At 69.4% G+C, this 24,422-nt stretch carries 19 protein-coding genes; 15 read left to right on the top strand and 4 right to left on the bottom strand.

From position 1 onward, the window contains the following. The first annotated feature begins 234 nt into the window (after positions 1-234). The 4 genes from metH to ACIGWZ_RS19905 all read left to right on the top strand — a co-directional run bounded on the left by metH (position 235) and on the right by ACIGWZ_RS19905 (position 8,433). Entirely contained in the window at positions 235-3,744 is a 3,510-nt protein-coding gene (gene metH, locus ACIGWZ_RS19920) for a methionine synthase (protein WP_400066346.1), read from the top strand. A gap of 213 nt (positions 3,745-3,957) precedes the next feature. Further along, positions 3,958-4,659 (top strand): HAD family hydrolase, encoded by a 702-nt coding sequence (locus ACIGWZ_RS19915; protein WP_400066344.1) that lies wholly within the window; start codon positions 3,958-3,960, stop codon positions 4,657-4,659. Between the two features lie 409 nt (positions 4,660-5,068). Then, positions 5,069-6,676: an ABC transporter substrate-binding protein gene (locus ACIGWZ_RS19910; protein ID WP_400066342.1), complete on the top strand. Its 1,608-nt coding sequence runs from the start codon at positions 5,069-5,071 to the stop codon at positions 6,674-6,676. Between the two features lie 158 nt (positions 6,677-6,834). Then, positions 6,835-8,433, top strand: coding sequence for an ABC transporter substrate-binding protein (locus tag ACIGWZ_RS19905; RefSeq protein ID WP_400066340.1), 1,599 nt, complete (start codon positions 6,835-6,837; stop codon positions 8,431-8,433). 73 nt (positions 8,434-8,506) lie between these two features. Here ACIGWZ_RS19905 and ACIGWZ_RS19900 read toward each other — a convergent pair whose 3' ends face one another. Together ACIGWZ_RS19900 and ACIGWZ_RS19895 are read right to left on the bottom strand one after the other, a co-directional pair. Further along, positions 8,507-9,178 carry a response regulator gene (locus tag ACIGWZ_RS19900; protein ID WP_400066338.1) on the bottom strand — a complete coding sequence of 224 codons (672 nt, stop codon included), beginning with the start codon at positions 9,176-9,178 and terminating at the stop codon, positions 8,507-8,509. A 13-nt stretch (positions 9,179-9,191) separates the two neighbouring features. Then, positions 9,192-10,163 (bottom strand): RecB family exonuclease, encoded by a 972-nt coding sequence (locus tag ACIGWZ_RS19895; RefSeq protein ID WP_400066336.1) that lies wholly within the window; start codon positions 10,161-10,163, stop codon positions 9,192-9,194. 174 nt (positions 10,164-10,337) lie between these two features. Between ACIGWZ_RS19895 and ACIGWZ_RS19890 the strand changes: the two genes are divergently transcribed. From ACIGWZ_RS19890 to ACIGWZ_RS19880, 3 genes are all read left to right on the top strand, one after another. Continuing rightward, positions 10,338-11,597 carry a site-2 protease family protein gene (locus ACIGWZ_RS19890; RefSeq protein WP_400066334.1) on the top strand — a complete coding sequence of 420 codons (1,260 nt, stop codon included), beginning with the start codon at positions 10,338-10,340 and terminating at the stop codon, positions 11,595-11,597. Positions 11,598-11,906: 309 nt separating this feature from the next. After that, a complete protein-coding gene (locus ACIGWZ_RS19885; RefSeq protein ID WP_400066332.1) occupies positions 11,907-12,851 on the top strand; it encodes a tRNA (adenine-N1)-methyltransferase in 945 nt (314 codons plus the stop codon). Positions 12,852-13,051: 200 nt separating this feature from the next. Beyond that, positions 13,052-13,636: a hypothetical protein gene (locus ACIGWZ_RS19880; RefSeq protein ID WP_400066330.1), complete on the top strand. Its 585-nt coding sequence runs from the start codon at positions 13,052-13,054 to the stop codon at positions 13,634-13,636. An 84-nt stretch (positions 13,637-13,720) separates the two neighbouring features. Here the strand turns inward: ACIGWZ_RS19880 and ACIGWZ_RS19875 are convergent, their stop codons facing one another. Beyond that, entirely contained in the window at positions 13,721-14,017 is a 297-nt protein-coding gene (locus ACIGWZ_RS19875) for a ferredoxin (protein WP_400066328.1), read from the bottom strand. Positions 14,018-14,266: 249 nt separating this feature from the next. On the opposite strand from ACIGWZ_RS19875, the gene arc reads away from it, so the two are divergent. The 6 genes from arc (at position 14,267) to prcA (ending at position 20,456) form a co-directional block, all read left to right on the top strand. Further along, entirely contained in the window at positions 14,267-16,033 is a 1,767-nt protein-coding gene (gene arc, locus ACIGWZ_RS19870; protein WP_400066326.1) for a proteasome ATPase, read from the top strand. Positions 16,034-16,310: 277 nt separating this feature from the next. Beyond that, positions 16,311-17,822: a depupylase/deamidase Dop gene (gene dop / locus ACIGWZ_RS19865; RefSeq protein WP_400066324.1), complete on the top strand. Its 1,512-nt coding sequence runs from the start codon at positions 16,311-16,313 to the stop codon at positions 17,820-17,822. A 188-nt stretch (positions 17,823-18,010) separates the two neighbouring features. Next, a complete protein-coding gene (locus ACIGWZ_RS19860) occupies positions 18,011-18,229 on the top strand; it encodes a ubiquitin-like protein Pup (protein WP_363151457.1) in 219 nt (72 codons plus the stop codon). A 288-nt stretch (positions 18,230-18,517) separates the two neighbouring features. Beyond that, a complete protein-coding gene (locus ACIGWZ_RS19855) occupies positions 18,518-18,694 on the top strand; it encodes an endonuclease domain-containing protein (protein WP_400066321.1) in 177 nt (58 codons plus the stop codon). After that, entirely contained in the window at positions 18,646-19,491 is an 846-nt protein-coding gene (gene prcB, locus ACIGWZ_RS19850; protein WP_400066320.1) for a proteasome subunit beta, read from the top strand. The genes ACIGWZ_RS19855 and prcB overlap by 49 nt, the downstream gene beginning before the upstream one ends. A gap of 62 nt (positions 19,492-19,553) precedes the next feature. Further along, complete coding sequence (prcA, locus tag ACIGWZ_RS19845; protein WP_400066318.1) at positions 19,554-20,456, top strand: proteasome subunit alpha; 903 nt, start codon at positions 19,554-19,556, stop codon at positions 20,454-20,456. Between the two features lie 33 nt (positions 20,457-20,489). On the opposite strand, the gene ACIGWZ_RS19840 is transcribed toward prcA, so the two are convergent. Then, entirely contained in the window at positions 20,490-21,605 is a 1,116-nt protein-coding gene (locus tag ACIGWZ_RS19840) for a LacI family DNA-binding transcriptional regulator (protein ID WP_400066316.1), read from the bottom strand. Positions 21,606-21,727: 122 nt separating this feature from the next. Between ACIGWZ_RS19840 and ACIGWZ_RS19835 the strand changes: the two genes are divergently transcribed. Both ACIGWZ_RS19835 and pafA read left to right on the top strand, forming a co-directional pair. Continuing rightward, positions 21,728-22,987: an MFS transporter gene (locus ACIGWZ_RS19835; RefSeq protein WP_400066314.1), complete on the top strand. Its 1,260-nt coding sequence runs from the start codon at positions 21,728-21,730 to the stop codon at positions 22,985-22,987. 9 nt (positions 22,988-22,996) lie between these two features. Beyond that, the gene (gene pafA, locus ACIGWZ_RS19830; protein ID WP_400066312.1) at positions 22,997-24,358 is read left to right on the top strand and encodes a Pup--protein ligase; all 1,362 of its coding nucleotides are present in this window, start codon (positions 22,997-22,999) and stop codon (positions 24,356-24,358) included. Positions 24,359-24,422 lie beyond the last annotated feature (64 nt).

The raw sequence follows: 24,422 nt of genomic DNA, 5'->3' as shown, positions 1-24,422 counted from the left end.
AACCTCCGAATGTATGCGGTTCGACAATGCCAAACGATATCGGTCCATGCCGACTCTTGGTTAGAGATCAGGGTCTCCCAGCGATCATGGATAGTCCATGGACCCCCCGCCCGGCCCCGCTGTCCACGGCGTGGAATGGGGAACCCCTGTACGGGACCGCCAGCTACGCTGACCGGGTGCGCCCTCTTCCGGAGGACGCAAAGCCGACAGCCGTCGCAACCAGGGAGCATCTCCATGGCCTCGTACACGCCATCGTCCACCAGCACATCCCGAGTCGAATCACTGCGTGAGGCACTGGCCTCCCGGGTGGTGGTAGCCGACGGGGCGATGGGCACCATGCTGCAGGCGCAGGACCCGTCGCTCGAGGACTTCCAGCAGCTCGAGGGCTGCAACGAGATCCTCAACCTCACCCGCCCGGACATCGTCCGCTCGGTGCACGAGGAGTACTTCGCGGTCGGCGTCGATTGCGTCGAGACCAACACCTTCGGCGCGAACTTCGCGGCGCTGGCCGAGTACGACATCCCCGAGCGGGTCTTCGAGCTGTCCGAGTCCGGCGCCCGCATCGCCCGCGAGGTGGCCGACGAGTACACCGCCTCCACCGGGCAGCAGCGCTACGTCCTGGGCTCCATGGGCCCCGGCACCAAGCTGCCGACCCTGGGCCACGCGCCGTACGTCACCCTGCGCGACGCCTACCAGCAGAACGCCGAGGGCATGATCGCCGGCGGCGCCGACGCGCTCCTGGTGGAGACCACCCAGGACCTGCTGCAGACCAAGGCCGCGATCCTGGGCGCCCGCCGCGCCCTGGACGCCACCGGCACCCACCTGCCGATCATCTGCTCCGTCACCGTCGAGACCACCGGCACGATGCTGCTGGGCTCCGAGATCGGCGCCGCGCTCACGGCCCTGGAGCCGCTGGGCATCGACATGATCGGCCTGAACTGCGCCACCGGACCGGCCGAGATGAGCGAGCACCTGCGCTACCTCGCCCGGCACTCCCGCGTCCCGCTCTCGTGCATGCCGAACGCCGGTCTGCCGGTGCTGGGCAAGGACGGTGCGCACTACCCGCTGTCCGCCACCGAGCTGGCCGACGCCCAGGAGACGTTCGTCGCCGAGTACGGGCTGTCGCTGGTGGGCGGCTGCTGCGGTACCACCCCCGAGCATCTGCGGCAGGTCGTGGAGCGGGTCCGGGGCGTGGCCCCCACCGCCCGCGAGCCGCGCCCCGAGCCCGGCGCCGCCTCGCTCTACCAGACCGTGCCGTTCCGCCAGGACACGTCGTACATGGCGATCGGCGAGCGCACCAACGCCAACGGTTCGAAGAAGTTCCGCGAGGCCATGCTGGAGGCCCGCTGGGACGACTGCGTGGAGATGGCCCGCGACCAGATCCGCGAGGGCGCCCACATGCTCGACCTGTGCGTCGACTACGTCGGCCGGGACGGCGTCGCCGACATGCAGGAGCTGGCCGGACGCTTCGCCACCGCCTCCACGCTCCCGATCGTCCTGGACTCCACCGAGGTCCCGGTGATCGAGGCGGGGCTGGAGAAGCTCGGCGGCCGCGCGGTGATCAACTCCGTCAACTACGAGGACGGCGACGGCCCCGAATCGCGGTTCGCGAAGGTCACCGCGCTGGCCAGGGAGCACGGCGCGGCGCTCATCGCGCTGACCATCGACGAGGAGGGCCAGGCCCGCACCGTCGAGCACAAGGTCGCCATCGCCGAACGCCTCATCGAGGACCTGACGGGCAACTGGGGCATCCATGAGTCGGACATCCTCATCGACTGTCTGACGTTCACGATCTGCACCGGCCAGGAGGAGTCCCGGGGCGACGGCATCGCCACCATCGAGGCGATCCGCGAGCTGAAGAAGCGGCACCCCGACGTCCAGACCACGCTCGGCCTGTCGAACATCTCCTTCGGTCTCAACCCGGCCGCCCGCGTCGTGCTGAACTCCGTCTTCCTGGACGAGTGCGTCAAGGCCGGCCTGGACTCCGCGATCGTCCATGCGTCCAAGATCCTGCCGATCGCGCGCCTGGAGGAGGAGCAGGTCAAGGCCGCCCACGACCTGGTCTACGACCGCCGCGCCGAGGGCTATGACCCCCTGCAGAAGCTCATGGAGCTCTTCGAGGGCGTCAACATGAAGTCGATGAAGGCCGGCAAGGCGGAGGAGCTGGCCGCCCTCCCGCTGGAGGAGCGCCTCAAGCGCCGCATCATCGACGGCGAGAAGAACGGCCTGGAGGCCGACCTGGACGAGGCCCTCCAGGACCGCCCCGCGCTCGAGATCGTCAACGACACCCTCCTGGAGGGCATGAAGGTCGTCGGCGAGCTGTTCGGCTCCGGCCAGATGCAGCTGCCGTTCGTCCTGCAGTCCGCCGAGGTCATGAAGACCGCGGTGGCCTTCCTCGAGCCGCACATGGAGAAGTCGGATGCCGAGGGCAAGGGCACCATCGTGCTGGCCACCGTGCGCGGCGACGTGCACGACATCGGCAAGAACCTCGTCGACATCATCCTGTCCAACAACGGCTACAACGTCGTCAACCTCGGCATCAAGCAGCCGGTCTCCGCGATCCTGGAAGCCGCCGAGGAACACCGCGCCGACGTCATCGGCATGTCCGGGCTCCTGGTCAAGTCGACCGTGATCATGAAGGAGAACCTGGAAGAGCTCAACCAGCGCAAGATGGCCGCGGACTTCCCCGTCATCCTCGGCGGCGCGGCCCTCACCCGCGCCTATGTCGAGCAGGACCTGCACGAGATCTACGAGGGCGAGGTCCGCTACGCCCGCGACGCGTTCGAGGGCCTGCGCCTGATGGACGCCCTGATCGCCGTCAAGCGCGGCGTGCCCGGCGCCGTGCTGCCCGAGCTCAAGCAGCGCCGCGTGGCCAAGAAGGACACCGCGGTCCTCGAGGTCGAGGAGCCCGAGGGCTCGGTGCGCTCCGACGTCTCCATCGACAACCCCGTCCCCACCCCGCCGTTCTGGGGCACCCGCGTCGTCAAGGGCATCCAGCTCGCCGACTACGCGTCCTGGCTGGACGAGGGGGCGCTCTTCAAGGGCCAGTGGGGCCTCAAGCAGGCCCGCACGGGCGACGGCCCCAGCTACGAGGAACTGGTGGAGACCGAGGGCCGTCCCCGGCTGCGCGGCTGGCTGGACAAGCTGCAGACCGAGAACCTCCTCGAGGCCGCCGTCGTCCACGGCTACTTCCCCTGCCACTCCAAGGGCGACGACCTGATCCTCCTGAACGAGGACGGCACCGAGAGCACCCGCTTCACCTTCCCGCGCCAGCGCCGCGGCCGCCGCCTGTGCCTGGCGGACTTCTTCCGCCCGGAGGAGTCCGGCGAGCCCGATGTCGTCGGCCTCCAGGTCGTCACCGTCGGCTCGAAGATCGGCACGGAGACGGCCAAGCTCTTCGAGGCCAACTCCTACCGCGACTACCTCGAACTGCACGGGCTGTCCGTCCAGCTGGCCGAGGCGCTCGCCGAGTACTGGCACGCCCGGGTGCGCGCCGAACTCGGCTTCGCGGGCGAGGACCCGGCCGACGTCGAGGACATGTTCGCGCTCAAGTACCGCGGCGCGCGCTTCTCGCTGGGCTACGGCGCCTGCCCCGACCTGGAGGACCGCGCCAAGATCGCGGACCTGCTCCGGCCGGAGCGGATCGGGGTCGAGCTCTCCGAGGAGTTCCAGCTGCATCCCGAGCAGTCCACGGACGCCATCGTCATCCACCACCCGGAGGCGAAGTACTTCAACGCGCGATAGGGCGGCGCGGCCGGCCGGGGTCCGTTACCGCGTCCCCAGGGCGCGGTAACGCCGGGTAACACCGCGTCCCGGACGATTTCCGTCCGCTTGACCGCGCGGATCGGCCCGCACCGTCGTACACTGGTCGGTCCGGTAGAGGCCGGTCGCAACCCCCACCGGGGGCGGCGACCGGCCCTTTCGTCCCTTCGGGGACGTCTCAACGGAGGTGGATGGATGACCAGCAGCATCCCCGCAGTCGGCACCCGGACGGCCGAGCCGGCCACCCTGCAAGCCGTCTTCCTCGACCTGGACGGCACCCTCGTCGACACCGAGGGTTTCTGGTGGGAGGCCGAGGCGGAGGTCTTCGCGGAGCTGGGCCACGACCTGGACGACGGTCACCGTGAGGTCGTCGTCGGCGGCCCGATGACCCGTAGTGCCGGCTATCTCATCCAGGCCACCGGCGCCCAGATCGGCCTCGCCGAGCTCAGCGGACTGCTCAACGCCCGCTTCGCCGCCCGGATCGGCCGCGGGGTGCCGCTGATGCCGGGTGCGCGCCGGCTGCTGGCCGAGCTGAGGGCCCATCAAGTGCCGACCGCCCTGGTCTCCGCCTCGCACCGCGCCATCATCGACCGGATGCTGCACTGGCTGGGCCGCGAGCACTTCGACCTGACCCTCGCCGGCGACGAACTCGAGCGCACCAAGCCGCACCCGGACCCGTATCTGACGGCCGCCGCCCGGCTGGGCGTGGACCCGGCGCGCTGTGCCGTCATCGAGGACACCCTGACCGGCGTGACGGCCGGGGAGGCCGCGGGCTGCCGGGTCGTGGCCGTGCCGTCGGTGACGCCGATCCCGCCCGCCGACGGCCGGACGGTCGTCGGCTCGCTGGAGGACGTCGATCTCGCATTTCTCCGCGCGCTCATCACGGAAAGCCGCTGAATCGTGCACTGAGCGTGTCCCGGCCGCTCGGCGCGGAATACGTCGGGGACCGCGCCGGGAACTCAGCGGAACGGTGCGCTCATTTTCCGTAACGCAGGCGCGGGCGGAATTCCCCCGGCATCCGGAGTACTGGAATACGTGACGTTTCTCACGTGCCACGCCGTCGACAGCGGGGTCGATAGGTGTTCCAGGGGGTGAACTCGGGGGTTTCTACGGGGGGAACTGTCCCTATTGATGGAGCAAACACGTGAATCGTTCCACCGTCCGGATATCGGTCACCCCGGCGCCGTTATCCCATGGCGATATTGATTCAACTCCGTTGTGTCCCGGACCGACTGACGACCGGCTGACTGTTCCTACTAATGTCGACGCGAGCAACACCTCTGCGCTGATAAGGAACCTGCCGACGATGAACCGCAAGACCTTGGTGCTGCCGGTCGTGGCCGGTCTGCTCGCCCCCGTCCTCGCTGCCTGCGGTAGCACGGACGGTGCGGGCGACGGCGGCGACCCCATCGTCGTCGGGGTCGCCTCCCAGATCGAGGCCACCGAGGCGGCGCCCGCCCCCCTCGACCCGGCGCAGGCCTACGACGTCGACGCCTGGAACATGCTGCGCGGCACCCTCCAGACGCTGATGCGGCTGCCCCGCACCGGCACCGCTCCGGTGCCCGAGGCGGCCGAGTCGTGCGGGTTCCGGGACACGCAGAACGAGCAGTACCGCTGCACCCTGCGCAAGGGGCTGAAGTTCTCCAACGGGCACGCGCTGACGGCGCGGGACGTCAAGTTCTCCATCGACCGGATGCTGAAGATCGACAACACCAGCGGCCCGGTGTCGCTGCTCTACGGCATCGACAAGGTCGAAACGCCCAACGACTCCGAGGTCGTCTTCCACCTCAAGAAGCCGGACGCCACCTTCCCGCAGAAGCTCGCCACGCCGGCCGCCGCCATCGTCGATTCCGAGGTGTATCCCAAGGACCGCCTCTACAAGGGCTTCGACCTGATCGGCTCCGGCCCGTACACCCTCAAGGCCGAGCACTCCTCCGACCGCGTCACCAAGGCCGTCTTCACCAAGAACCCCCAGTACAAGGGCGGGATCGAGGTCAAGAACGACAAGGTCGAGATGCGCTTCTTCGGTGACTCCGGGGCCATGGAGAAGGCGCTGCGCAAGGGCGATATCGATGTGATGAACCGCGGGATGTCGCCGGACCAGATCAAGGGCTTCGAAAACGCCCGGGGCCAGCACATCGTGCTCCAGGAGGTGCCCGGCCAGGAGATCCGCTACATCGCCTTCGACACCAAGGACCCCAAGGTCGCCAACAAGGCCGTGCGGCAGGCGATGGCGCAGCTCGTCGACCGCTCGCAGCTGGTGCGCGATGTCTACGCCTACACCGGCGACCCGCTGTACTCCCTGGTCCCCACCGGTCTGACCGGCCACATCAACTCGTTCTTCAACAAGTACGGGAACCCCAGCGTCGCCGCCGCCGGCAAGACCTTGCAGCAGGCGAACATCACCACCCCGGTGAAGTTCACCCTCTCGTACACCACGAACCACTACGGCTCCAGCACCGCCAAGGAGTTCCGTGCGCTGCAGTCGCAGCTCAACGACAGCAAGCTGTTCGACGTCAGCATCAAGGGCGTCGACAGCTGGCAGCAGTTCCGCGCCGACTCCCGGGCCGGGAAGTACACCGCCTACGGGATGGGCTGGTTCGCCGACTTCCCGGACGCGGACAACTACATCGCGCCGTTCATCGGCAAGGGCAACTTCCTCAACACCCCGTACCGCAACTCCAGGATCGAGTCGCAGCTGATCCCCGCCACCCGCCAGCAGACCGACCGCAACGCCGCGGCGGACGGCTTCAAGCAGGTGCAGAACGCCCTCGCCGACGACGTCCCGATCCTGCCGCTGTGGCAGGGCAAGCAGTACGTCGCCGCCCGCGACGACATCACCGGCGTGGGCTGGGCCCTCAACTCCTCCTCGGCACTGCAGATCTGGGAGCTGGGCCACGGCGTCGCCGACTGACCCCGGCAGCCACATCACTCGTACGCACACCCGCGCCGCGGCGGCAGGCCCGCCGCGGCCGCAGCGTGCGCCCGCACACCATGCACCACAGCGAAATCCGCGAGATCCGCGGCACCGCACCATGCACCACAGCGATACCGAACGTGAGGAACCACTTAGTGAGGCAGCGTGACCAGTGGCTGGCCGCCCCGATCGGAGCAGGGCTGGCGACAGCTCTGCTCGCGATCGCAGGATGCAGCGCCGATGACTCGGGGGCGGCCGGCCAGGGCGAGCCCGTCGTCATGGGAATGACGGACAAGGTCGTCGCCATCGACCCGGCCGCCGGCTACGACCCGGGGTCCTGGCTGCTGTTCAACAACGTCTTCCAGTCCCTGCTGAGCTTCCCCAAGGGCAGCACCAAGCCGGAGCCGGAGGCCGCCAAGAGCTGCACCTTCACCGACACCCGCAGCCAGGTCTACCGCTGCACCCTCAAAAAGGGTCTCACCTTCAGCAACGGCGACGCGCTGACCTCGAAGGACGTCAAGTACTCCTTCGACCGCACCCGGCGCATCAAGGACAAGAACGGCCCCGCCGTCATGTTCTCCGCCCTCGACAAGGTCGAGACACCCGACGCCGAGACCGTGGTCTTCCGGCTCAAGACGCCCGACGCCACCTTCCCCATGAAGATCGCCTCGGGCGCCGGCTCCATCGTCGACCACACCGCCTACCCCGCCGACCGGCTGCGCACCGACGGCAAGGCCGTGGGCTCCGGCGTCTACACCCTCAAGGAGTACGGGGCCAAGCAGGCCGTCTTCGGCGTCAACTCCTCCTACAAGGGCCCCGCCAAGGTCAAGAACTCCGGGATGACCGTGAAGTTCTTCCACGACCCCGGCACCCTGAAGAAGGCCGTCCGCAGCGGCGACGTCGACGTCGCCTACCGCGGACTGTCCATGCACGACATCGCGGCGCTCTCCAACGCCTCGCTCCACCAGCAGCACGGCACCCAGGTGATCGAGGGCGGCAGCGCCGAGATCATGCACCTGGTCCTCAACCTCAAGGACCCGGTCGTCGGCAAGCTCGGCGTCCGCAAGGCGATCGCCTACCTCCTGGACCGCTCCACCCTCGTCCGCGACGTCTACCAGCACACCGCCGAACCGCTGTACTCCATCGTTCCCGCGGGCATCACCGGCCACAACACCGCCTTCTTCAACACCTACGGCGACCGGCCGCACCCCGACAAGGCGGCCGCCGCCCTGCGCGACGCGGGCATCACCGGCAAGGTCCCGCTCACCCTGTGGGCCACCCCCGACCGCTTCGGCCCCGGCACCGTGCCCGCCGTCAACGAGATCGCCCAACAGCTCAACGCCGGCGGCCTGTTCGACGCCAAGGTGCGCACCGCGCCCACCAAGGAGTACGAGCAGGGCGTGGAGTCCGGCCGCTTCGGCGTCTACGTCAAGGGCTGGATCCCCGACTACCCGGACCCGGACAACTTCACCCAGCCGTTCTTCGGCAAGGACAGCGTGCTGTCCAACCACTACAACTCGCCGCAGATCGCCGGCCGGCTGCTGCCCAGGACCGCCGACCAGCCCGACCGCGGCGCCACCAAGGACACCTTCCGCCAGGTGCAGGACATCGTCGCCCGCGACGTGCCGGTCATCCCGCTGTGGCAGGGCAAGCAGTACGCCGTCGCCCGCGACGGGGTCTCCGGCCTGGAATGGACCCTGGACTCCTCCACCGTCTTCCGGTTCTGGGAGATCAGCAAGGCGGCCGACGCCTGATCCGGCACCGACAACGGTGGGGCGGGTCCGGGGCATCCCCGGACCCGCCCCACCGGCGTTCCACCGCCGCCGGCTACTGCGCGCCGGGGCGCACCAGCCCGCTCTCGTACGCGTACACCGCCGCCTGCACCCGGTCCCGCAGCCCCAGCTTCGTCAGCACATGGCCCACATGCGTCTTGACGGTCGTCTCGCTGACGAACAGGTCCGCGGCGATCTCGGCATTCGACAGCCCGCGCGCCACCAGCTTCAGCACCTCCACCTCGCGCTCGGTGAGGGTGCCCAGGGTGTCCGGCACCGACTCCTCGCCCGACGGCAGATGGCCGGCGTACTTGTCCAGCAGCCGGCGCGTGATGCTGGGCGCCAGCATCGCCTCGCCCGCCGCCACCACCCGGATCGCCTGCACCAGCTCATTGGCCGGCGCATCCTTGAGCAGAAAGCCGCTGGCCCCGGCCCGCAGCGCCTCGACGACGTACTCGTCCAGGTCGAAGGTGGTCAGCACCAGCACCTTGGCCGGGCCGTCCTTCGCCGGCCCGGTGATCTGCCGGGTCGCCTCGACACCGTCCATCCGGGGCATCCGGATGTCCATCAGCACCACATCGGGCTGCAGGGCCCGCACCTGGTCCAGCGCCTGCAGACCGTCACCGGCCTCCCCGACGACCGCCAGATCCTGCTCGGCCTCCAGGATCATCCGGAATCCTGTGCGCAGCAGGGGCTGGTCGTCGACCAGCAGGACGCGGATAGCCACAAGCTCTCCTTCGTTAGACCGGCTCCATTCTGCCCTGCTCATCGCCGCCGCCCGCCGCCGGGCGGACCGTCAGCGGATAGACCGGGGGAGTACCGCCGAATTCCGGACAGTGCGCCTGGTGGTCGCACCAGCCGCACAGCTTGGTCTGCCGCGGCCGCCAGTCACCGGTCTCCGTCGCCAGCCGGATCGCCTCCCACAGCGCCAGCAACTTCCGCTCCACGCCCCGCAGATCGGCCTCGGTCGGGTCGTACGTCACCAGATCGCCGCTGCCCAGATACACCAGCTGCAGCCGCCGCGGCACCGCACCGCTGCGCCGCCACATCACCAGCGCATAGAACTTCATCTGGAACAGCGCGCCCTCGGCGAACTGCGGCCGCGGCGCCTTACCGGTCTTGTAGTCGACGATCCGCACCTCGCCCGTCGGCGCGACGTCGACCCGGTCGATGAAGCCGCGCAGCTGCAGCCCGGACTCCAGCACCGTCTCCACGTACAGCTCGCGGTCGGCCGGCTCCAGCCGCGTCGGATCCTCCAGCGAGAACCACCGCTCCACCAGCGCCTCGGCCTCCGCCAGCCACGCCGCCAGCCGCTCGCCGTCCGCGTCGTCCGCGAACAGCTCCGCCAACTCCGGCCGCTTGGCCAGCAGCTTCGCCCACTCGCCCGGCACCATCGCCCGCGCGCCGGGCGCCGTACGCTCCGCCGCCGGCGCGTCGAAGAGCCGCTCCAGCACCGCATGCACCACCGTGCCCCGGGTCGCCGCCGCGCTCGGCTTCTCCGGCAATTTGTCGATCACCCGGAAGCGGTACAGCAGCGGACACTGCATGAAATCGCTCGCCCGCGACGGCGACAGCGCGACCGGCGGCTGCGCCCCGCCCGCCGCCCGCTCGCCCTCCGGCGCCACCCGCTGGGCCCCGGGCCCGCCCGCGGTCCGCTGCCCGCCCTGCCCGCCCTGCGTGGCCGCCTCGGCCCTCTCGGTGCTCGTTCCCATACCACCGACCCTACGGCCCGCCACTGACAAGCGCGTACGGCCCACGCGAGGCAGGGCCCCGCAGCGGATACGGTCCGAACGCTCCGCATACCATCGACGCCGTACCCCTTTGCCCTGCATGATCGGGAGATCACACCACGCAGGCGCAGAGGCCGCATTCGACGAGGGGACGCCGTGGACGACAGCGGGAAGCCGCAGGACCCCCAGGAGTCCGTGCAGCACCGGCCGCCCGAGCCGCCCAGGGACGCCAAGGAGCCCAAGGAGCCCAAGGAGCCGGGGCGCAGGAAGGGCGGTGGCATCCTCATGGGCCGCCCCTTCGGCGTGCCCGTGTACGTCGCCCCCAGCTGGTTCGTCGTCGCCGCCCTGATCACCTGGGTCTTCGGCGGCCAGCTCGAGCGCGTCCTGCCCGAGCTGGGCGGCGCCCGCTACCTCGTCTCCCTCTTCTTCGCCGTCGCCTTCTACGCCTCGGTGCTCGTCCACGAGCTCGCCCACACCGTCGCCGCGCTCCGCTTCAAGCTCCCCGTACGCCGTATCCAGCTGCAGTTCTTCGGCGGCGTCTCGGAGATCGAGAAGGAGTCCGAGACGCCCGGCCGGGAATTCGTCCTCGCTTTCGTGGGCCCGCTGCTCTCCCTCGTCCTGGCCGGCGTCTTCTACATCGGCATGCTGCTGGTCGAACCCGGCACCGTCCCCGGCGTCCTGGTCGCCGGCCTGATGATCTCCAACCTCATCGTCGCGATCTTCAACCTGCTGCCCGGCCTCCCGCTCGACGGGGGCCGGATGCTGCGCGCCGTCGTCTGGAAGATCACCGGCAAGCCCATGACCGGCACTGTCGCCGCCGCCTGGGTCGGCCGCGCGCTCGCCGTCACCGTCCTCATCGGCCTCCCGCTGCTCACCCACACCGGCGCCCTGGGCACCGCCCCCGAAGAGATCGGCGGCGCCGACTCGCTCACCGACGCCCTGCTGGCCGCGATCCTCGCCGCCATCATCTGGACCGGCGCCGGCAACAGCCTGCGCATGGCGCGGCTGCGCGAACGCCTCCCCGACCTCACCGCCCGCACCCTCACCCGCCGCGCCGTCCCCGTGGAGACGGACACCCCGCTCTCCGAGGCGCTGCGCCGCGCCAACGATGCCGGTGCCCGCGCTCTGGTCGTCGTCGACCGCCAGGGCAACCCCACCGCCGTGGTCCGCGAGGCCGCCATCGTCGGCGTCCCCGACCACCGCCGGCCCTGGGTCCCCGTGGGCACCCTCGCCCAGGAACTCAAGGACGGCATGCGCGTCTCCGCCGAACTCGTCGGCGAGGACCTCCTGGAATACCTGCGCGCCACCCCCGCCACCGAGTACCTCGTCGTCGAGGAGACCGGCGAGATCTACGGCGTCCTGTCGACGGCCGACGTGGAGCGGGCCTTCGTCGCGGCGATGGCCCGCCCGTCCTGACACGCGGGCCCCTTCCCGGCCGCCCGGCCGACTGCCCGGGCCCTGTGAGCGGGCGGGCGGGCTTCGCCTCCGTCACGCCTGGGTAACCCCCAGCCGGGGGGACAGCGGTGTTCGACCGGCCGGTTGGCGCCGAGGTCCACGACGTACCCCCGGCAGCCGCAGCCGACCGGAACCAGCCGACCGGAACCAGCAGCGCGAACCCGCCCGGCCCGCCCCAGCGCCCCGCCGGCGACCCGCCCGGCCCGCCGGCCCACCCGCCCGCCCCGCCCACTGGTCCGCCCCGCTCCCATCGGCCGGTAGGCTGGTCACATGTCCGAACCGACCGGTGCCGCCCGCCGTCGCGGGCCCTTCAAGGTCGGGGACCAGGTCCAGCTCACCGATCCCAAGGGACGCCACTACACCTTCACGCTCGAAGAGGGAAAAAGCTTCCACACCCACAAGGGAGCTTTCCCCCACGACGAGCTGATCGGTGCTCCCGAGGGCAGTGTTGTCCGTACCACCGGGAACGTCGCCTACCTTGCGCTGCGCCCGCTGCTCCCCGACTACGTCCTGTCCATGCCCCGCGGCGCCGCCGTGGTCTACCCCAAGGACGCGGGGCAGATCCTGGCGATGGCCGACATCTTCCCCGGCGCCCGCGTCGTCGAGGCCGGTGTGGGCTCCGGCTCGCTCAGCAGCTTCCTGCTGCGCGCCATCGGCGACGACGGCATGCTGCACTCCTACGAGCGCCGCGCCGACTTCGCCGAGATCGCCACGCAGAACGTCGAGCGCTACTTCGGCGGCCCGCACCCCGCGTGGACCCTCACCGTCGGCGACCTCCAGGACAACCTGTCCGACACCGACGTCGACCGCGTCATCCTCGACATGCTCGCCCCCTGGGAGTGCCTGGAGGCCGTCTCCAAGGCCCTGGTGCCGGGCGGCATCCTCTGCGCCTACGTCGCCACGACGACGCAGATGGCCCGCACCGTCGAGGCGATCCGCGAGCACGGCACCTTCAACGAGCCCTCGGCCTGGGAAACCATGGTCCGCACCTGGCACGTGGAGGGCCTCGCCGTCCGCCCCGATCACCGCATGATCGGGCACACCGGCTTCCTGCTCACCGCCCGCCGCCTCGCCGACGGCGTCGAGCCCCCGCTGCGCCGCCGCCGGCCCGCCAAGGGCGCGTACGGCGAGGACTACACCGGCCCCGGCAAGAAGCCCCAGGGCACGGCCTCCGACGGCGCCGACGCCACCGAAGGCGCCACGGACCGCGGCTGACGGTCCCGGACCGCCGACGAACCACCGGGCGCCGCCGACGAGTTCCCCCAGGGGGCCGTCGGCGGCGCCGTTCGTTCACCTCTGCGTGCACCGCGTGTTCAGCACGTAAAACTCCGGTCCCGCTGGTTCCCCGCCGCCGCCTGCTGTGGAACGATGCTGGGCACTCCCACCGCAACAGCTCTTCACAGGAGTTACCCCGCGTGCAGCCCTTGGCAGGCCAGGACCTTTTGCACACCCAGCCCCATCCCATGCACTGGCTCGCCACTGCCACCGCCGTCTCGGCGGTCGTCGCGGCCGCGTCCTTCATCCAGCCGCCGGACGCCACGGCCACCACCGCCCACGGCGCAAGGACCGGCCGGCACATCACGGCCGCCCCCGACCCGGCCAAGGTCACCTTTCCCGTCAACTGCGGACCCAACCGTCTCGACGTGGTCAAGAAGACCTCCGGCGACCTCGACGGCGACGGCACCACCGAAACCGTCGCGGTGGTCCGCTGCCACAGCGAGACCGGCACCCCGCCCAGCGGCGTCTTCGTCCTCGCCCGGCCGACCGACCCCAAGGCCGCGCCGCGCGTCGTGGCGACCCTCCTCGCGCCCGCGCAGAGGCTCAGCGTCCAGGACTTCGCCCTCCAGGACGGCGAGATCTCCGCGACGCTCCTGGGCTACTCCACGCTCGACGTCCCGCACTGCTGCCCCGACGTCCACAAGAGCGCCAAGTGGCAATGGAAGGGCGGGAAGTTCATCGAGAGCGAACTTTCCGCCGATGCCAGCACCGAGGGTGTCTGATCCGTCACATGCTGTGCGCGTAGGCGAGGCGTTTCCTACGCTTCGCCTACGCCGTGTCTGCGCTGCGTCTACGCTGTGTCGCGGTCAGTCCGCGTCCGGCCCGTAGACCTCGACCCGGTCGGCGACCCGGCGCACATGAATGCAGTCCCCGGGGCACTCCTTGGCCGAGTCCCGGACGTCGTTGAGCAACGTCAGCGGGACGGGCGTTGTGGCCCCCTTGTCCTGGAGCAGCTCGTCATCGGTGCTCTTGACATAGGCCAGGCCGTCGATATCGAGCTCGAAGACCTCCGGGGCGTACTGCACGCAGATCCCGTCGCCCGTGCACAGGTCCTGGTCGATCCAGACTTCAAGCTCTGGAGAGGCTTCATCCTGCGCGGTCATCTCGCCTGCCGTTCCTGCGTACGTGAACCGTTTTTGTCTAAGTGGCGCCAGCCCTGACGGGTGTTGACCGACTCGACGATACAACCGGTCGCTTTCCGATGTTGTTGGGTGGGTATTCCCTTGGCGTGAGGACGTGCGCAAGGGTGAAGATCGGACACGCCCCGACAGTCTTTTCGATCTAGGGGTTTCAACCTGCACCGGCCCAGGTAGGGTCAGGAAGCGTCCAGCTCCTTGGAGGAGGTGAGGACCGTGGCAGCCCACGACGACGACATCAACCGCGGCATCCGGCCGGGGCGAGGGTCTGAAGATCCAGCCGGCCAGGTTGCCTATCTTGAGCAGGAGATCGCCGTCCTGCGACGCAAGCTCGCCGACTCTCCGCGACACACGAGGATTCTCGAAGAGCGGATCGTCGAGCTGCAGACCAACCTGGCCGGCGTTTCCGCCCAGAACGAGCGACTCGCCAATACTCTCCGCGAGGCCCGCGACCAGATCGTCGCGCTCAAGGAGGAAGTCGACCGGCTCGCACAGCCCCCGGCCGGCTTCGGTGTCTTCCTGCAGGCGAACGAGGACGGCACGGCCGACATTTTCACCGGAGGCAGAAAGCTCCGGGTGAATGTCAGCCCCAGCGTCGAGCTCGAGGACCTCCGGCGCGGCCAGGAGGTCATGCTCAACGAAGCGCTCAATGTGGTCGAGGCCATGGAGTTCGAGAGCGCCGGCGACATCGTCACCCTCAAGGAGATCCTTGAGGACGGCGAGCGTGCCCTGGTCATCGGGCACACCGACGAGGAACGGGTGGTGCGGCTCGCCGAGCCCCTGCTGGACATCACCATCCGCCCCGGCGACGCCCTGCTGCTCGAATCCCGCTCCGGCTACGTCTACGAAGTCATCCCGAAGAGCGAGGTCGAGGAACTCGTCCTCGAAGAGGTCCCGGACATCGACTACACCAAGATCGGCGGTCTGGGCGGCCAGATCGAACTGATCCGGGACGCGGTCGAGCTTCCGTACCTCTACCCCGACCTCTTCAAGGAGCACGAACTGCGCCCGCCCAAGGGCGTCTTGCTCTACGGCCCTCCCGGCTGCGGCAAGACGCTCATCGCCAAGGCGGTCGCCAACTCCCTTGCCAAGAAGGTCGCCGAGGTGACCGGGCAGCCCGCGGGGAAGAGCTTCTTCCTCAACATCAAGGGCCCCGAGCTGCTCAACAAGTACGTCGGAGAGACGGAGCGGCACATCCGGCTGGTCTTCCAGCGGGCCAGGGAAAAGGCCAGCGAGGGCACTCCCGTCATCGTCTTCTTCGACGAGATGGACTCCCTCTTCCGCACCCGGGGATCCGGCGTCAGCTCGGACGTGGAGAACACCATCGTCCCGCAGCTGCTCTCCGAGATCGACGGCGTGGAGGGCCTCGAGAACGTCATCGTCATCGGTGCCTCGAACCGCGAGGACATGATCGACCCGGCGATCCTGCGCCCCGGCCGCCTCGATGTGAAGATCAAGATCGAGCGTCCGGACGCGGAGGCCGCCAAGGACATCTTCTCGAAGTACCTCACGGCGAATCTTCCGCTGCACGCCGATGATCTCTCCGAGCACGGCGATTCCCGTAAGGCCGCGGTCAGCGCGATGATCCAGTCGGTCGTCGAGCAGATGTATGCGGAATCCGAGGAAAATCGCTTCCTCGAGGTCACCTATGCCAATGGTGACAAGGAAGTCCTTTACTTCAAGGACTTCAACTCCGGAGCGATGATCGAAAACATCGTCGGACGTGCAAAGAAGATGGCCATCAAGGCTTTCCTCGAGCACAATCAAAAGGGCCTGCGGGTCTCCCATCTCCTCCAGGCATGCGTGGACGAGTTCAAGGAGAACGAGGACCTTCCCAACACCACCAACCCGGACGACTGGGCCCGTATCTCCGGCAAGAAGGGCGAGCGGATCGTATACATCCGTACGCTGGTCACCGGAAAGCAGGGCGCCGACACCGGCCGCTCCATCGACACGGTGGCGAATACCGGCCAATACCTGTAACACCGCACTCCGGCTGCGGATGTCCTGCACGGGGCGTCCGCAGCCGGACGCTTTTCCGGGGCCGCAGGGGCCGGCCCCCGTCAAGAGCGCGAGGGACCAGGGAAAACCGGACTGGAGCAATGACTGTAATGATCTCCCCAGAGCCGCAAAGGCGTTCTAGGCTCGTCGGTACCGCCGCGTCACGCTGTGCGGGAGCGGGGAACGCACACGGACCGGAAGCGCAGCGGTACTTGAGCGCCGACCCCATCCGGGGGCGCCGCCGGGCAAGGAGGGCCGCATGACCGTACGGCGAGTAATGGGGATCGAGACGGAGTACGGGATCTCCGTCCCCGGCCACCCGAATGCCAATGCCATGCTCACCTCGTCCCAGGTCGTCAACGCCTACGCGGCCGCGATGCACCAGGAACGACGTGCTCGCTGGGATTTCGAGGAGGAGAATCCGCTGCGGGACGCCCGTGGCTTCGACCTCGCCCGCGAGGCCGCCGACTCCAGCCAGCTCACGGACGAGGACATCGGCCTGGCCAATGTCATCCTCACCAACGGGGCCCGGCTCTACGTCGACCACGCACACCCCGAATACAGCGCTCCTGAGGTCACCAATCCGCGTGACGCCGTCCTGTGGGACAAGGCAGGCGAGCGGATCATGGCCGAGGCCGCCGCGCGGGCCGCCCAGGTCCCCGGCGCCCAGCCCATCCACCTCTACAAGAACAACACTGACAACAAGGGCGCGTCCTACGGCACGCACGAGAACTACCTGATGAAGCGGGAGACCCCCTTCTCGGACATCGTGCGGCATCTGACCCCGTTCTTCGTCTCCCGCCAGGTGGTCACCGGCGCCGGCCGGGTCGGCATCGGCCAGGACGGCCACGAGCACGGCTTCCAGCTCAGCCAGCGCGCCGACTACTTCGAGGTGGAGGTCGGCCTGGAGACGACCCTCAAGCGCCCGATCATCAACACCCGCGACGAACCGCACGCCGACGCGGAGAAATACCGCCGCCTGCATGTGATCATCGGCGACGCGAACCTCTCGGAGATCTCCACCTACCTCAAGCTCGGCACCACCTCGCTGGTCCTGTCCATGATCGAAGACGGCTTCATCGCCGTCGACCTGGCCGTCGACCAGCCGGTACGCACCCTCCACCACGTCTCCCACGACCCGACGCTGCGGCATCTGATCACTCTCCGCAGCGGGCGCACGCTCACCGCCGTACAGCTCCAGATGGAGTACTTCGAGCTGGCCCGCAAGTACGTCGAGGACCGCTACGGCGTGGACGCCGACGAGCAGACCAAGGACGTGCTGACCAGGTGGGAGGACGTGCTGGGGCGGCTGGAGAACGACCCGATGAGCCTGTCGGGCGAGCTCGACTGGGTGGCCAAGCGCGAGCTGATGGAGGGCTACCGCCGGCGTGACGGCCTCGAGTGGGACGCGGCGCGGCTGCACCTCATCGACCTGCAGTACGCCGACGTACGCGCCGAGAAGGGCCTGTACAACCGTCTGGCGGCCCGCGGCAAGATGAAGCGGCTGCTGGACGAGGCCGACGTCGAGCGGGCCCAGCAGAAGCCGCCGGAGGACACCAGGGCCTACTTCCGCGGCCGCTGCCTGGAGCAGTACGCCGATGACGTCGCGGCCGCCTCCTGGGACTCGGTCATCTTCGACCTCCCGGGCCGGGACTCGCTGCAGCGGGTCCCCACCCTGGAGCCGCTGCGCGGCACCCGTAAGCACGTCAAGGAGCTCCTGGACCGCTGCCGTACGGCCGAGGAGCTGGTGAGGACGCTTTCCGGCCGCTGACGTGCGGCGGAATCGCGACAGATTCATGGCGATCGACGGCTGATCCGCGGCTGAACCGGCCGCGGTCCGGGAATGATCCTGGGGACTCCCGGACGTTGCACCAAGTGCAGGGCCGATGTCGGACCCTGCTTGTAGGGTCGGATCTTGAAGGTCACATCGAGCGGGGCGAACCGAGCGGGGTGAGGGATATGGCGACCAAGGACAGCGGCGGCGGACAGCAGAAGGCCACGCGTTCCACCGAAGAGGTCGAGGAGCAGACGCAGGACGCGCAGGCCTCGGAAGACCTCAAGGAACGCCAGGAGAAATTGTCGGACGATGTCGATTCCGTTCTGGACGAAATCGACGATGTGCTCGAAGAGAACGCCGAGGATTTCGTGAGGTCATTTGTCCAGAAGGGCGGCGAGTAGTCCGAAGGGCGTCCGCCCTTGCATGCAGCGGGGAATCCGCGCCATGCGGGCGGACGGCGTCCTCGGACGTATTCGCCGGTCACCCCTCGCTATGTGACGGGCTGCGGGCGTAATGCCGGGAGTGCTCCGCGGAGCGCTCCCGGCAGCGCCGGGCAGCCAAGGGGCGGACGGCCCGTGAGAAGGCGCCGGCGCCTTTGGGCGCCGGTCGACGGAACCGGGAGACGCTCTTCCGGTGCGCATACGGTACGACCGGGGCGGGATGCGTCGCGATGATCCCGGTCCCGGCATGTGGATCACGGCCAGCAGACGGGTAAGGTCCGAGACGTACTGTGCTTCAGCTGCAACGCAGCCTTGGGCCAATTCAAGGATCGGCCGGACGTTTTGAGGCGGGCGGCCGAGTATCCGGAAGGAAACGTGTGGAAGCCAACACTCGTAGCACCGGGCGTCTGCCAGCGGCCTTCCTGACGCCTGGATCCTCGTCGTTCATGGACTTTCTCGGTACGCACTCGCCCGATCTGCTGCCGGGCAACCGCCCGTTGCCGCCCGTGCAGGGGGCCATCGAGGCGCCGCACGGGACGACGATCGTGGCGGCGTCGTTCCCCGGCGGTGTGGTGCTCGCTGGTGACCGCCGGGCGACGATGGGCAATGTCATCGCGCAGCGCGACATCGAGAAGGTCTTCCCGGCCGACGAGTACTCCGCGGTCGGCATCGCCGGTACGGCCGGACTCGCCGTGGAGATGGTCAAGCTGTTCCAGCTGGAGCTGGAGCACTTCGAGAAGGTGGAAGGCGCCCAACTCTCCCTGGAGGGCAAGGCGAACCGCCTCTCCACGATGATCCGCGGCAACCTCGGGATGGCCATGCAGGGCCTGGCGATCGTGCCGCTGTTCGCCGGCTGGGACGTGGACCGCCAGAAGGGCCGGATCTTCTCCTACGACGTCACCGGCGGGCGCTCCGAGGAGCACGGCTTCGCATCGACGGGCTCGGGTTCCGTCTTCGCCCGCGGTGCCCTCAAGAAGCTCTACCGCGACGACTTCACGGAGAATCAGGCGGCCACGGCCGTGGTCCAGGCGCTGTACGACGCGGCGGACGACGACTCGGCGACCGGTGGGCCCGATCTGGCCCGGCGGATCTATCCGATCGTCACCGTGATCACCGAGGACGGCTTCAAGAAGCTGACCGAGGCCGAGGTGTCGGAGATCGCCCGTGCCATCCATGAGCGCCGCCTCGACCAGCCCGACGGCCCGCGTGCCGCGCTGCTCTGACGGGACGGACGATCATGCATGCGCCAGTGAGAGAGCCATTGACAGAAAGGGACGGATAGCCGGTGTCGACGCCGTTCTATGTCTCACCCCAGCAGGCCATGGCCGATCGCGCCGAGTACGCCCGCAAGGGCATCGCGCGCGGCCGCAGCGTCGTGGTGCTGCAGTACACCGACGGCGTGGTTTTCGTCGCCGAGAATCCCTCCCGCGCCCTGCACAAGGTCAGCGAGATCTATGACCGCATCGCCTTTGCGGCGGTCGGCAAGTACAACGAGTTCGAGAATCTGCGGATCGGCGGTGTGCGCTATGCCGATCTGCGGGGCTACACCTACGACCGCGCGGATGTGACCGCGCGCGGTCTGGCGAATGTCTATGCCCAGACGCTCGGCACGATCTTCTCCAGCGCCGCGGAGAAGCCGTACGAGGTCGAACTGATCGTCGCCGAGGTCGGCAACGGCCCCGAGGACGACCAGATCTACCGGCTGCCGCACGACGGATCGATCGTGGACGAGCACGGCTCGGTCGCGGTGGGCGGCAACGCCGACCAGATCAGCAGCTATCTCGATCAGCATCACCGCGAGGGCATGACGCTGGGCGAGGCGCTGAAGCTGGCCGTGGAGTCGCTGTCGCGGGACACGAGTGGCAGTGAGCGCACGCTGACCGCGGAGCAGCTCGAGGTCGCCACGCTGGACCGTACGCGGCCGCAGCAGCGCAAGTTCAAGCGGATCCTGGGGCGTCAGCTGTCCCGGCTGCTGGACGAGCACGGTGGCGCGGACGGCGGGAAGTCCGCGGACGATGCCGGGGAGGCGGAGGCGGAGGCGGGCGCGGAGGGCGATGCGGCCGCCGAGGGCTCCGGCGCGAAGGCCGCGGGCGCTTCGGACACCGCGGCCAAGTCCCGTAAGGACGATTCCGGTTCGGGATCCTCGAAGGACGGCGGCGGTTCCGAGGGGACGTCGGCCGACTCGTAGGACCGAGCGGTTTTCCTCGCGCGCCCCGGTGGGTCATTCCCCGCCGGGGCGCGCGGCGTTGTCGGCGTCGGCGGGCGGCGGGGCCGTGGAGCCGCGGGGGATCAGTTCCACCGGGAGGGTGGGGGCCTCGGGGCGGGCGCCGTCGAGCACGGCCATCAGGGCCCGCATTCCGGCCTCGCCGAACTCTTCGGCGGGCAGCCGTACGGTCGTCAGCTCCGGTTCGATCGCCACCGCGAGCGCCAGATCGTCGAAGCCGGTGACGGAGATGTCCTCGGGGATCCGCAGGCCCAGCCGGCGTACGGCCTTGCAGGCACCGGCGGCGATGATGTCGTCGTCGCACAGGAGGGCCGTGGGGCGGGGGCCGGGGGCGGTCAGCGCGGCGTGTGCGGCGTGCAGGCCGGACTCGACGGTGAGGGCGGCCGGCTGCCGGCGCAGCAGCGTGCCGGGGACGTCGGCGAGCGCCTCGGTGACGGCGCGGGCGCGGAGCGCGAAGGTCCAGGAGTCCACGTCGGCCGCGAGGTGGGTGATGCGGCGGTGGCCGAGGGCGGTCAGGTGGGCCGCCAACTGGCGTGCGCCGTCGGCGATGTCGAGGTTGACGGTGGCGGTGGCGCGGTCGTCGCCGGGGTCGCTGTCCAGCATGACCAGGGGCAGGCCGGCGTCGCGCAGCGCGGCCAGGGCGCCGGCGGCCATGGAGGAGGCGATCACGCCGTCCAGGGCGGCCGCGGCGGAGTCGAAGGGGTCGCGGGCGGGGCCGATGCCCTCGGGGGAGGGGTAGAGGACGACGCCGAAGCCGTGGTCGGCGGCGGCGCGGGCGGCTCCGGTGTAGACCCGGGCGAAGAACTCGGTGGTGAGGGCGGGGACGACGAGAAGCGCGGTGCGGGTGCGGCCCATGCGCAGGCTGCGGGCGGCGAGGTTGGGGCGGTAGCCGAGCTCGCGGGCGGCGGTGCGGACCGCCTCGGCCTTGGCGGGGGAGACCCGGCCGCGCCATTTGTCCCCGAGGACGAGGGAGACGGCGGCCTGCGAGACACCGGCGGCGCGGGCCACGTCCCGGCTGGTGACGCGGGCCACGGCGGCCGGGCCACCGGGGGGCGCGGCGTCGGCCGTGCCGGTGCTCGTCCCGGCAGGCGTCGGGGTCTCGTGGTGGGTCACCGGGTGTGTCACTCCTCGCGTTCGGCCGTCGCGGGGTGGACCGCGGATTGTCGTCATGGTACGTATGACGTCGAAGGTTATACGTAACACCTCCGGGTCGGTCCGGACGGAAAGGGGCAGGGATGGCCACGGGATACGGTGAGCTGCTGAGGACCCGGCATGCGGTCCGCCTGCTGACGGGGACGCTGGTCGGCAGGCTGCCGAACGCCACCGCGGCGCTGGCCGTGGTCCTTTTCGTCCGCGCCGAGGGAGGCAGCTACGCCCTCGCCGGTGTGCTCTCCGCGCTCTACGGCGTCTGCAACGCCATCGGCCAGCCGCTGCTCGGCCGCGCCGTGGACCTCCACGGCCAGCCACGGGTGATGCTGCCGGCCTCGGTGGTCTCCGCCCTCGGCATGGCGCTGCTGGCCGCCGTCGGCCTGGACCCGCTGTGGCTCGCCTGCGCCGCCATGGTGATCGCCGGTTTCTTCACCCCGCCCCTGGAGGGCGGTCTGCGCGCCCTGTGGCCGGGTGTCCTCAAGCGGGCGGACCGGGTGCATGCGGCGTACGCGCTCGACGCGGTGGCGCAGGAAGTCATGTTCGCGGTGGGGCCGTTGCTGGTGACCTTGTGCGTGGCGGCCTGGTCGGCGGGGGTGGCGCTTCTGGTCATCAACGTGATCGGGGTGCTCGGCGCGCTCTCCGTCGTCGTCTCCGAGCCGTCGCGGCAGTGGCGCAGCGGGCCGCGGGAGGCGCACTGGCTGGGCGCGCTGCGCTCCGCCGGACTGCTCGTGCTGATCGCCGGGTTCTTCTTCGTCGGGCTGGCGCTGGGATCGATAGCGGTCGCGGCGGTGGCGTACGCCGACGAGCACGGCGGGGGAATGGTCTCCAGCTATCTGCTCTCCGCGCTCGGCTTCGGGGCGCTGGCCGGCGGTGTGGTCTACGGCGCGCGGGAGTGGCCGGGGCGGCCGGAGAGCCGGCTGCGGCTGCTCATCGGGCTGCTGGCGCTGGGCTATCTGCCGCTGGCGCTGGCCCCCGGTGTGGTGGGGATGACGGCGCTGACCGGGGTCGCCGGGGTGTTCCTGGCGCCCGCGCTGGCCTGTGCGTTCGTGGTGGTGGACCGGCATGCGCCCAAGGGGACGGTGACGGAGGCGTTTTCGTGGCTGGTGACGACGTTCGGGGTCGGATCGGCCGTGGGTGCCTCGGTGGTGGGACCGGCGGTGCAGGCCGGTGGCGCGGTGGCGGGATTCGCCGTCGCGGGCGCCGGGGGGATCGCCGCGCTGGTCGTCCTTTTGTCGACGAAGCGATTTCTGGGGGATCCGGTGCAGGGTACGGCGGGTGCGGCCCCGGCGGAAAATGATCGGAACGGGGCCGTCGAACCCGGTTTCAGAGCAGGCCATCAGGCGTAATGTTCAGTCATGGACCGCCGCATTTTCGGGCTGGAGAACGAGTACGGCGTCACGTGCACGTTCAGGGGACAGCGCCGACTGTCGCCTGACGAAGTGGCGCGGTACCTCTTCCGCCGTGTTGTGTCATGGGGCCGCAGCAGCAATGTCTTCCTGCGGAACGGCGCCCGCCTGTACCTGGACGTGGGATCGCATCCGGAATACGCAACTCCCGAGTGCGACAACGTGACCGAGCTGGTCACCCACGACAAGGCCGGTGAGCGCATTCTCGAAGGCCTGCTCGTCGATGCCGAACGCCGCCTGCACGAGGAGGGAATCGCGGGCGACGTCTATCTCTTCAAGAACAACACCGATTCGGCGGGAAACTCCTACGGCTGCCACGAGAATTATCTCGTCGCCCGCCATGGAGAGTTCTCCCGGCTCGCGGACATCCTCATTCCGTTCCTCGTCACCCGCCAGCTGCTGTGCGGCGCGGGCAAGGTGCTGCAGACCCCGCGCGGCGCCGTCTACTGCGTCAGCCAGCGCGCGGAGCACATCTGGGAGGGCGTCTCCTCGGCGACGACCCGCTCCCGGCCGATCATCAACACCCGCGACGAACCGCATGCCGACGCCGAGCGCTACCGCCGGCTGCATGTCATCGTCGGTGACTCCAACATGTCCGAGACGACCATGCTGCTCAAGGTCGGGGCCACCGATCTCGTCCTGCGCATGATCGAGGCGGGCACGGTCATGCGGGATCTGACGCTGGAGAATCCGATCCGCGCCATCCGCGAGGTCAGCCACGACATCACCGGCCAGCGCAAAGTACGACTGGCCAGCGGGCGGGAGGCATCGGCGCTCGAGGTGCAGCAGGAGTACTACGAAAAGGCCGTCGACTTCTGTGAGCGCCGCGGAATCCGTACGGGAACCGTCGAGCAGGTCCTGGAGTTGTGGGGCCGCACCCTCGAGGCAATCCGGGACCAGGAACTGGACCGTATTGCGACCGAGATCGACTGGGTGATGAAACATCAGCTCATCGAGCGGTATCGCGCAAAGAACAACATCACCATGTCCCACCCGCGGGTGGCGCAGATAGACCTCGCGTATCACGACATCCACCGCCGCCGGGGGCTTTACTACCTCCTGGAACGGAAGGGGCAAGCGGCGCGGATCTGCAACGACTTGAAGATCTTCGAGGGCAAGTCGGTCCCGCCGCAGACCACCCGCGCCAGGCTGCGCGGCGATTTCATCCGGCGCGCCCAGGAGCAGCGCCGCGATTTCACCGTCGACTGGGTGCATCTCAAGCTCAATGACCAGGCGCAGCGCACGGTTTTGTGCAAGGACCCGTTCCGCTCGGTGGACGACAGGGTGGAGAAGCTGATCGCCGGGATGTGACCGGCATTCCGTGCGTGCCGTACGGGCGGGAATCCGGCCCGTCGCAGTGGCGGTGCCCACGGCG

Source organism: Streptomyces sp. NPDC053427 (genome assembly GCF_044544985.1).
Classification (GTDB): Bacteria; Actinomycetota; Actinomycetes; order Streptomycetales; family Streptomycetaceae; genus Streptomyces.
This window is presented reverse-complemented; position numbering and strand designations above follow the sequence as displayed.

What these genes read in the sequence shown, in the direction of transcription:
- ACIGWZ_RS19895 (WP_400066336.1), bottom strand. Translation starts at nt 10,163, where the DNA reads ATGGGAACGAGCACCGAGAGGGCCGAGGCGGCCACGCAGGGCGGGCAG.
- ACIGWZ_RS19910 (WP_400066342.1), top strand. Translation starts at nt 5,069, where the DNA reads ATGAACCGCAAGACCTTGGTGCTGCCGGTCGTGGCCGGTCTGCTCGCC.
- ACIGWZ_RS19835 (WP_400066314.1), top strand. Translation starts at nt 21,728, where the DNA reads ATGGCCACGGGATACGGTGAGCTGCTGAGGACCCGGCATGCGGTCCGC.
- dop (WP_400066324.1), top strand. Translation starts at nt 16,311, where the DNA reads ATGACCGTACGGCGAGTAATGGGGATCGAGACGGAGTACGGGATCTCC.
- pafA (WP_400066312.1), top strand. Translation starts at nt 22,997, where the DNA reads ATGGACCGCCGCATTTTCGGGCTGGAGAACGAGTACGGCGTCACGTGC.
- ACIGWZ_RS19885 (WP_400066332.1), top strand. Translation starts at nt 11,907, where the DNA reads ATGTCCGAACCGACCGGTGCCGCCCGCCGTCGCGGGCCCTTCAAGGTC.
- ACIGWZ_RS19875 (WP_400066328.1), bottom strand. Translation starts at nt 14,017, where the DNA reads ATGACCGCGCAGGATGAAGCCTCTCCAGAGCTTGAAGTCTGGATCGAC.
- ACIGWZ_RS19915 (WP_400066344.1), top strand. Translation starts at nt 3,958, where the DNA reads ATGACCAGCAGCATCCCCGCAGTCGGCACCCGGACGGCCGAGCCGGCC.
- metH (WP_400066346.1), top strand. Translation starts at nt 235, where the DNA reads ATGGCCTCGTACACGCCATCGTCCACCAGCACATCCCGAGTCGAATCA.
- ACIGWZ_RS19860 (WP_363151457.1), top strand. Translation starts at nt 18,011, where the DNA reads ATGGCGACCAAGGACAGCGGCGGCGGACAGCAGAAGGCCACGCGTTCC.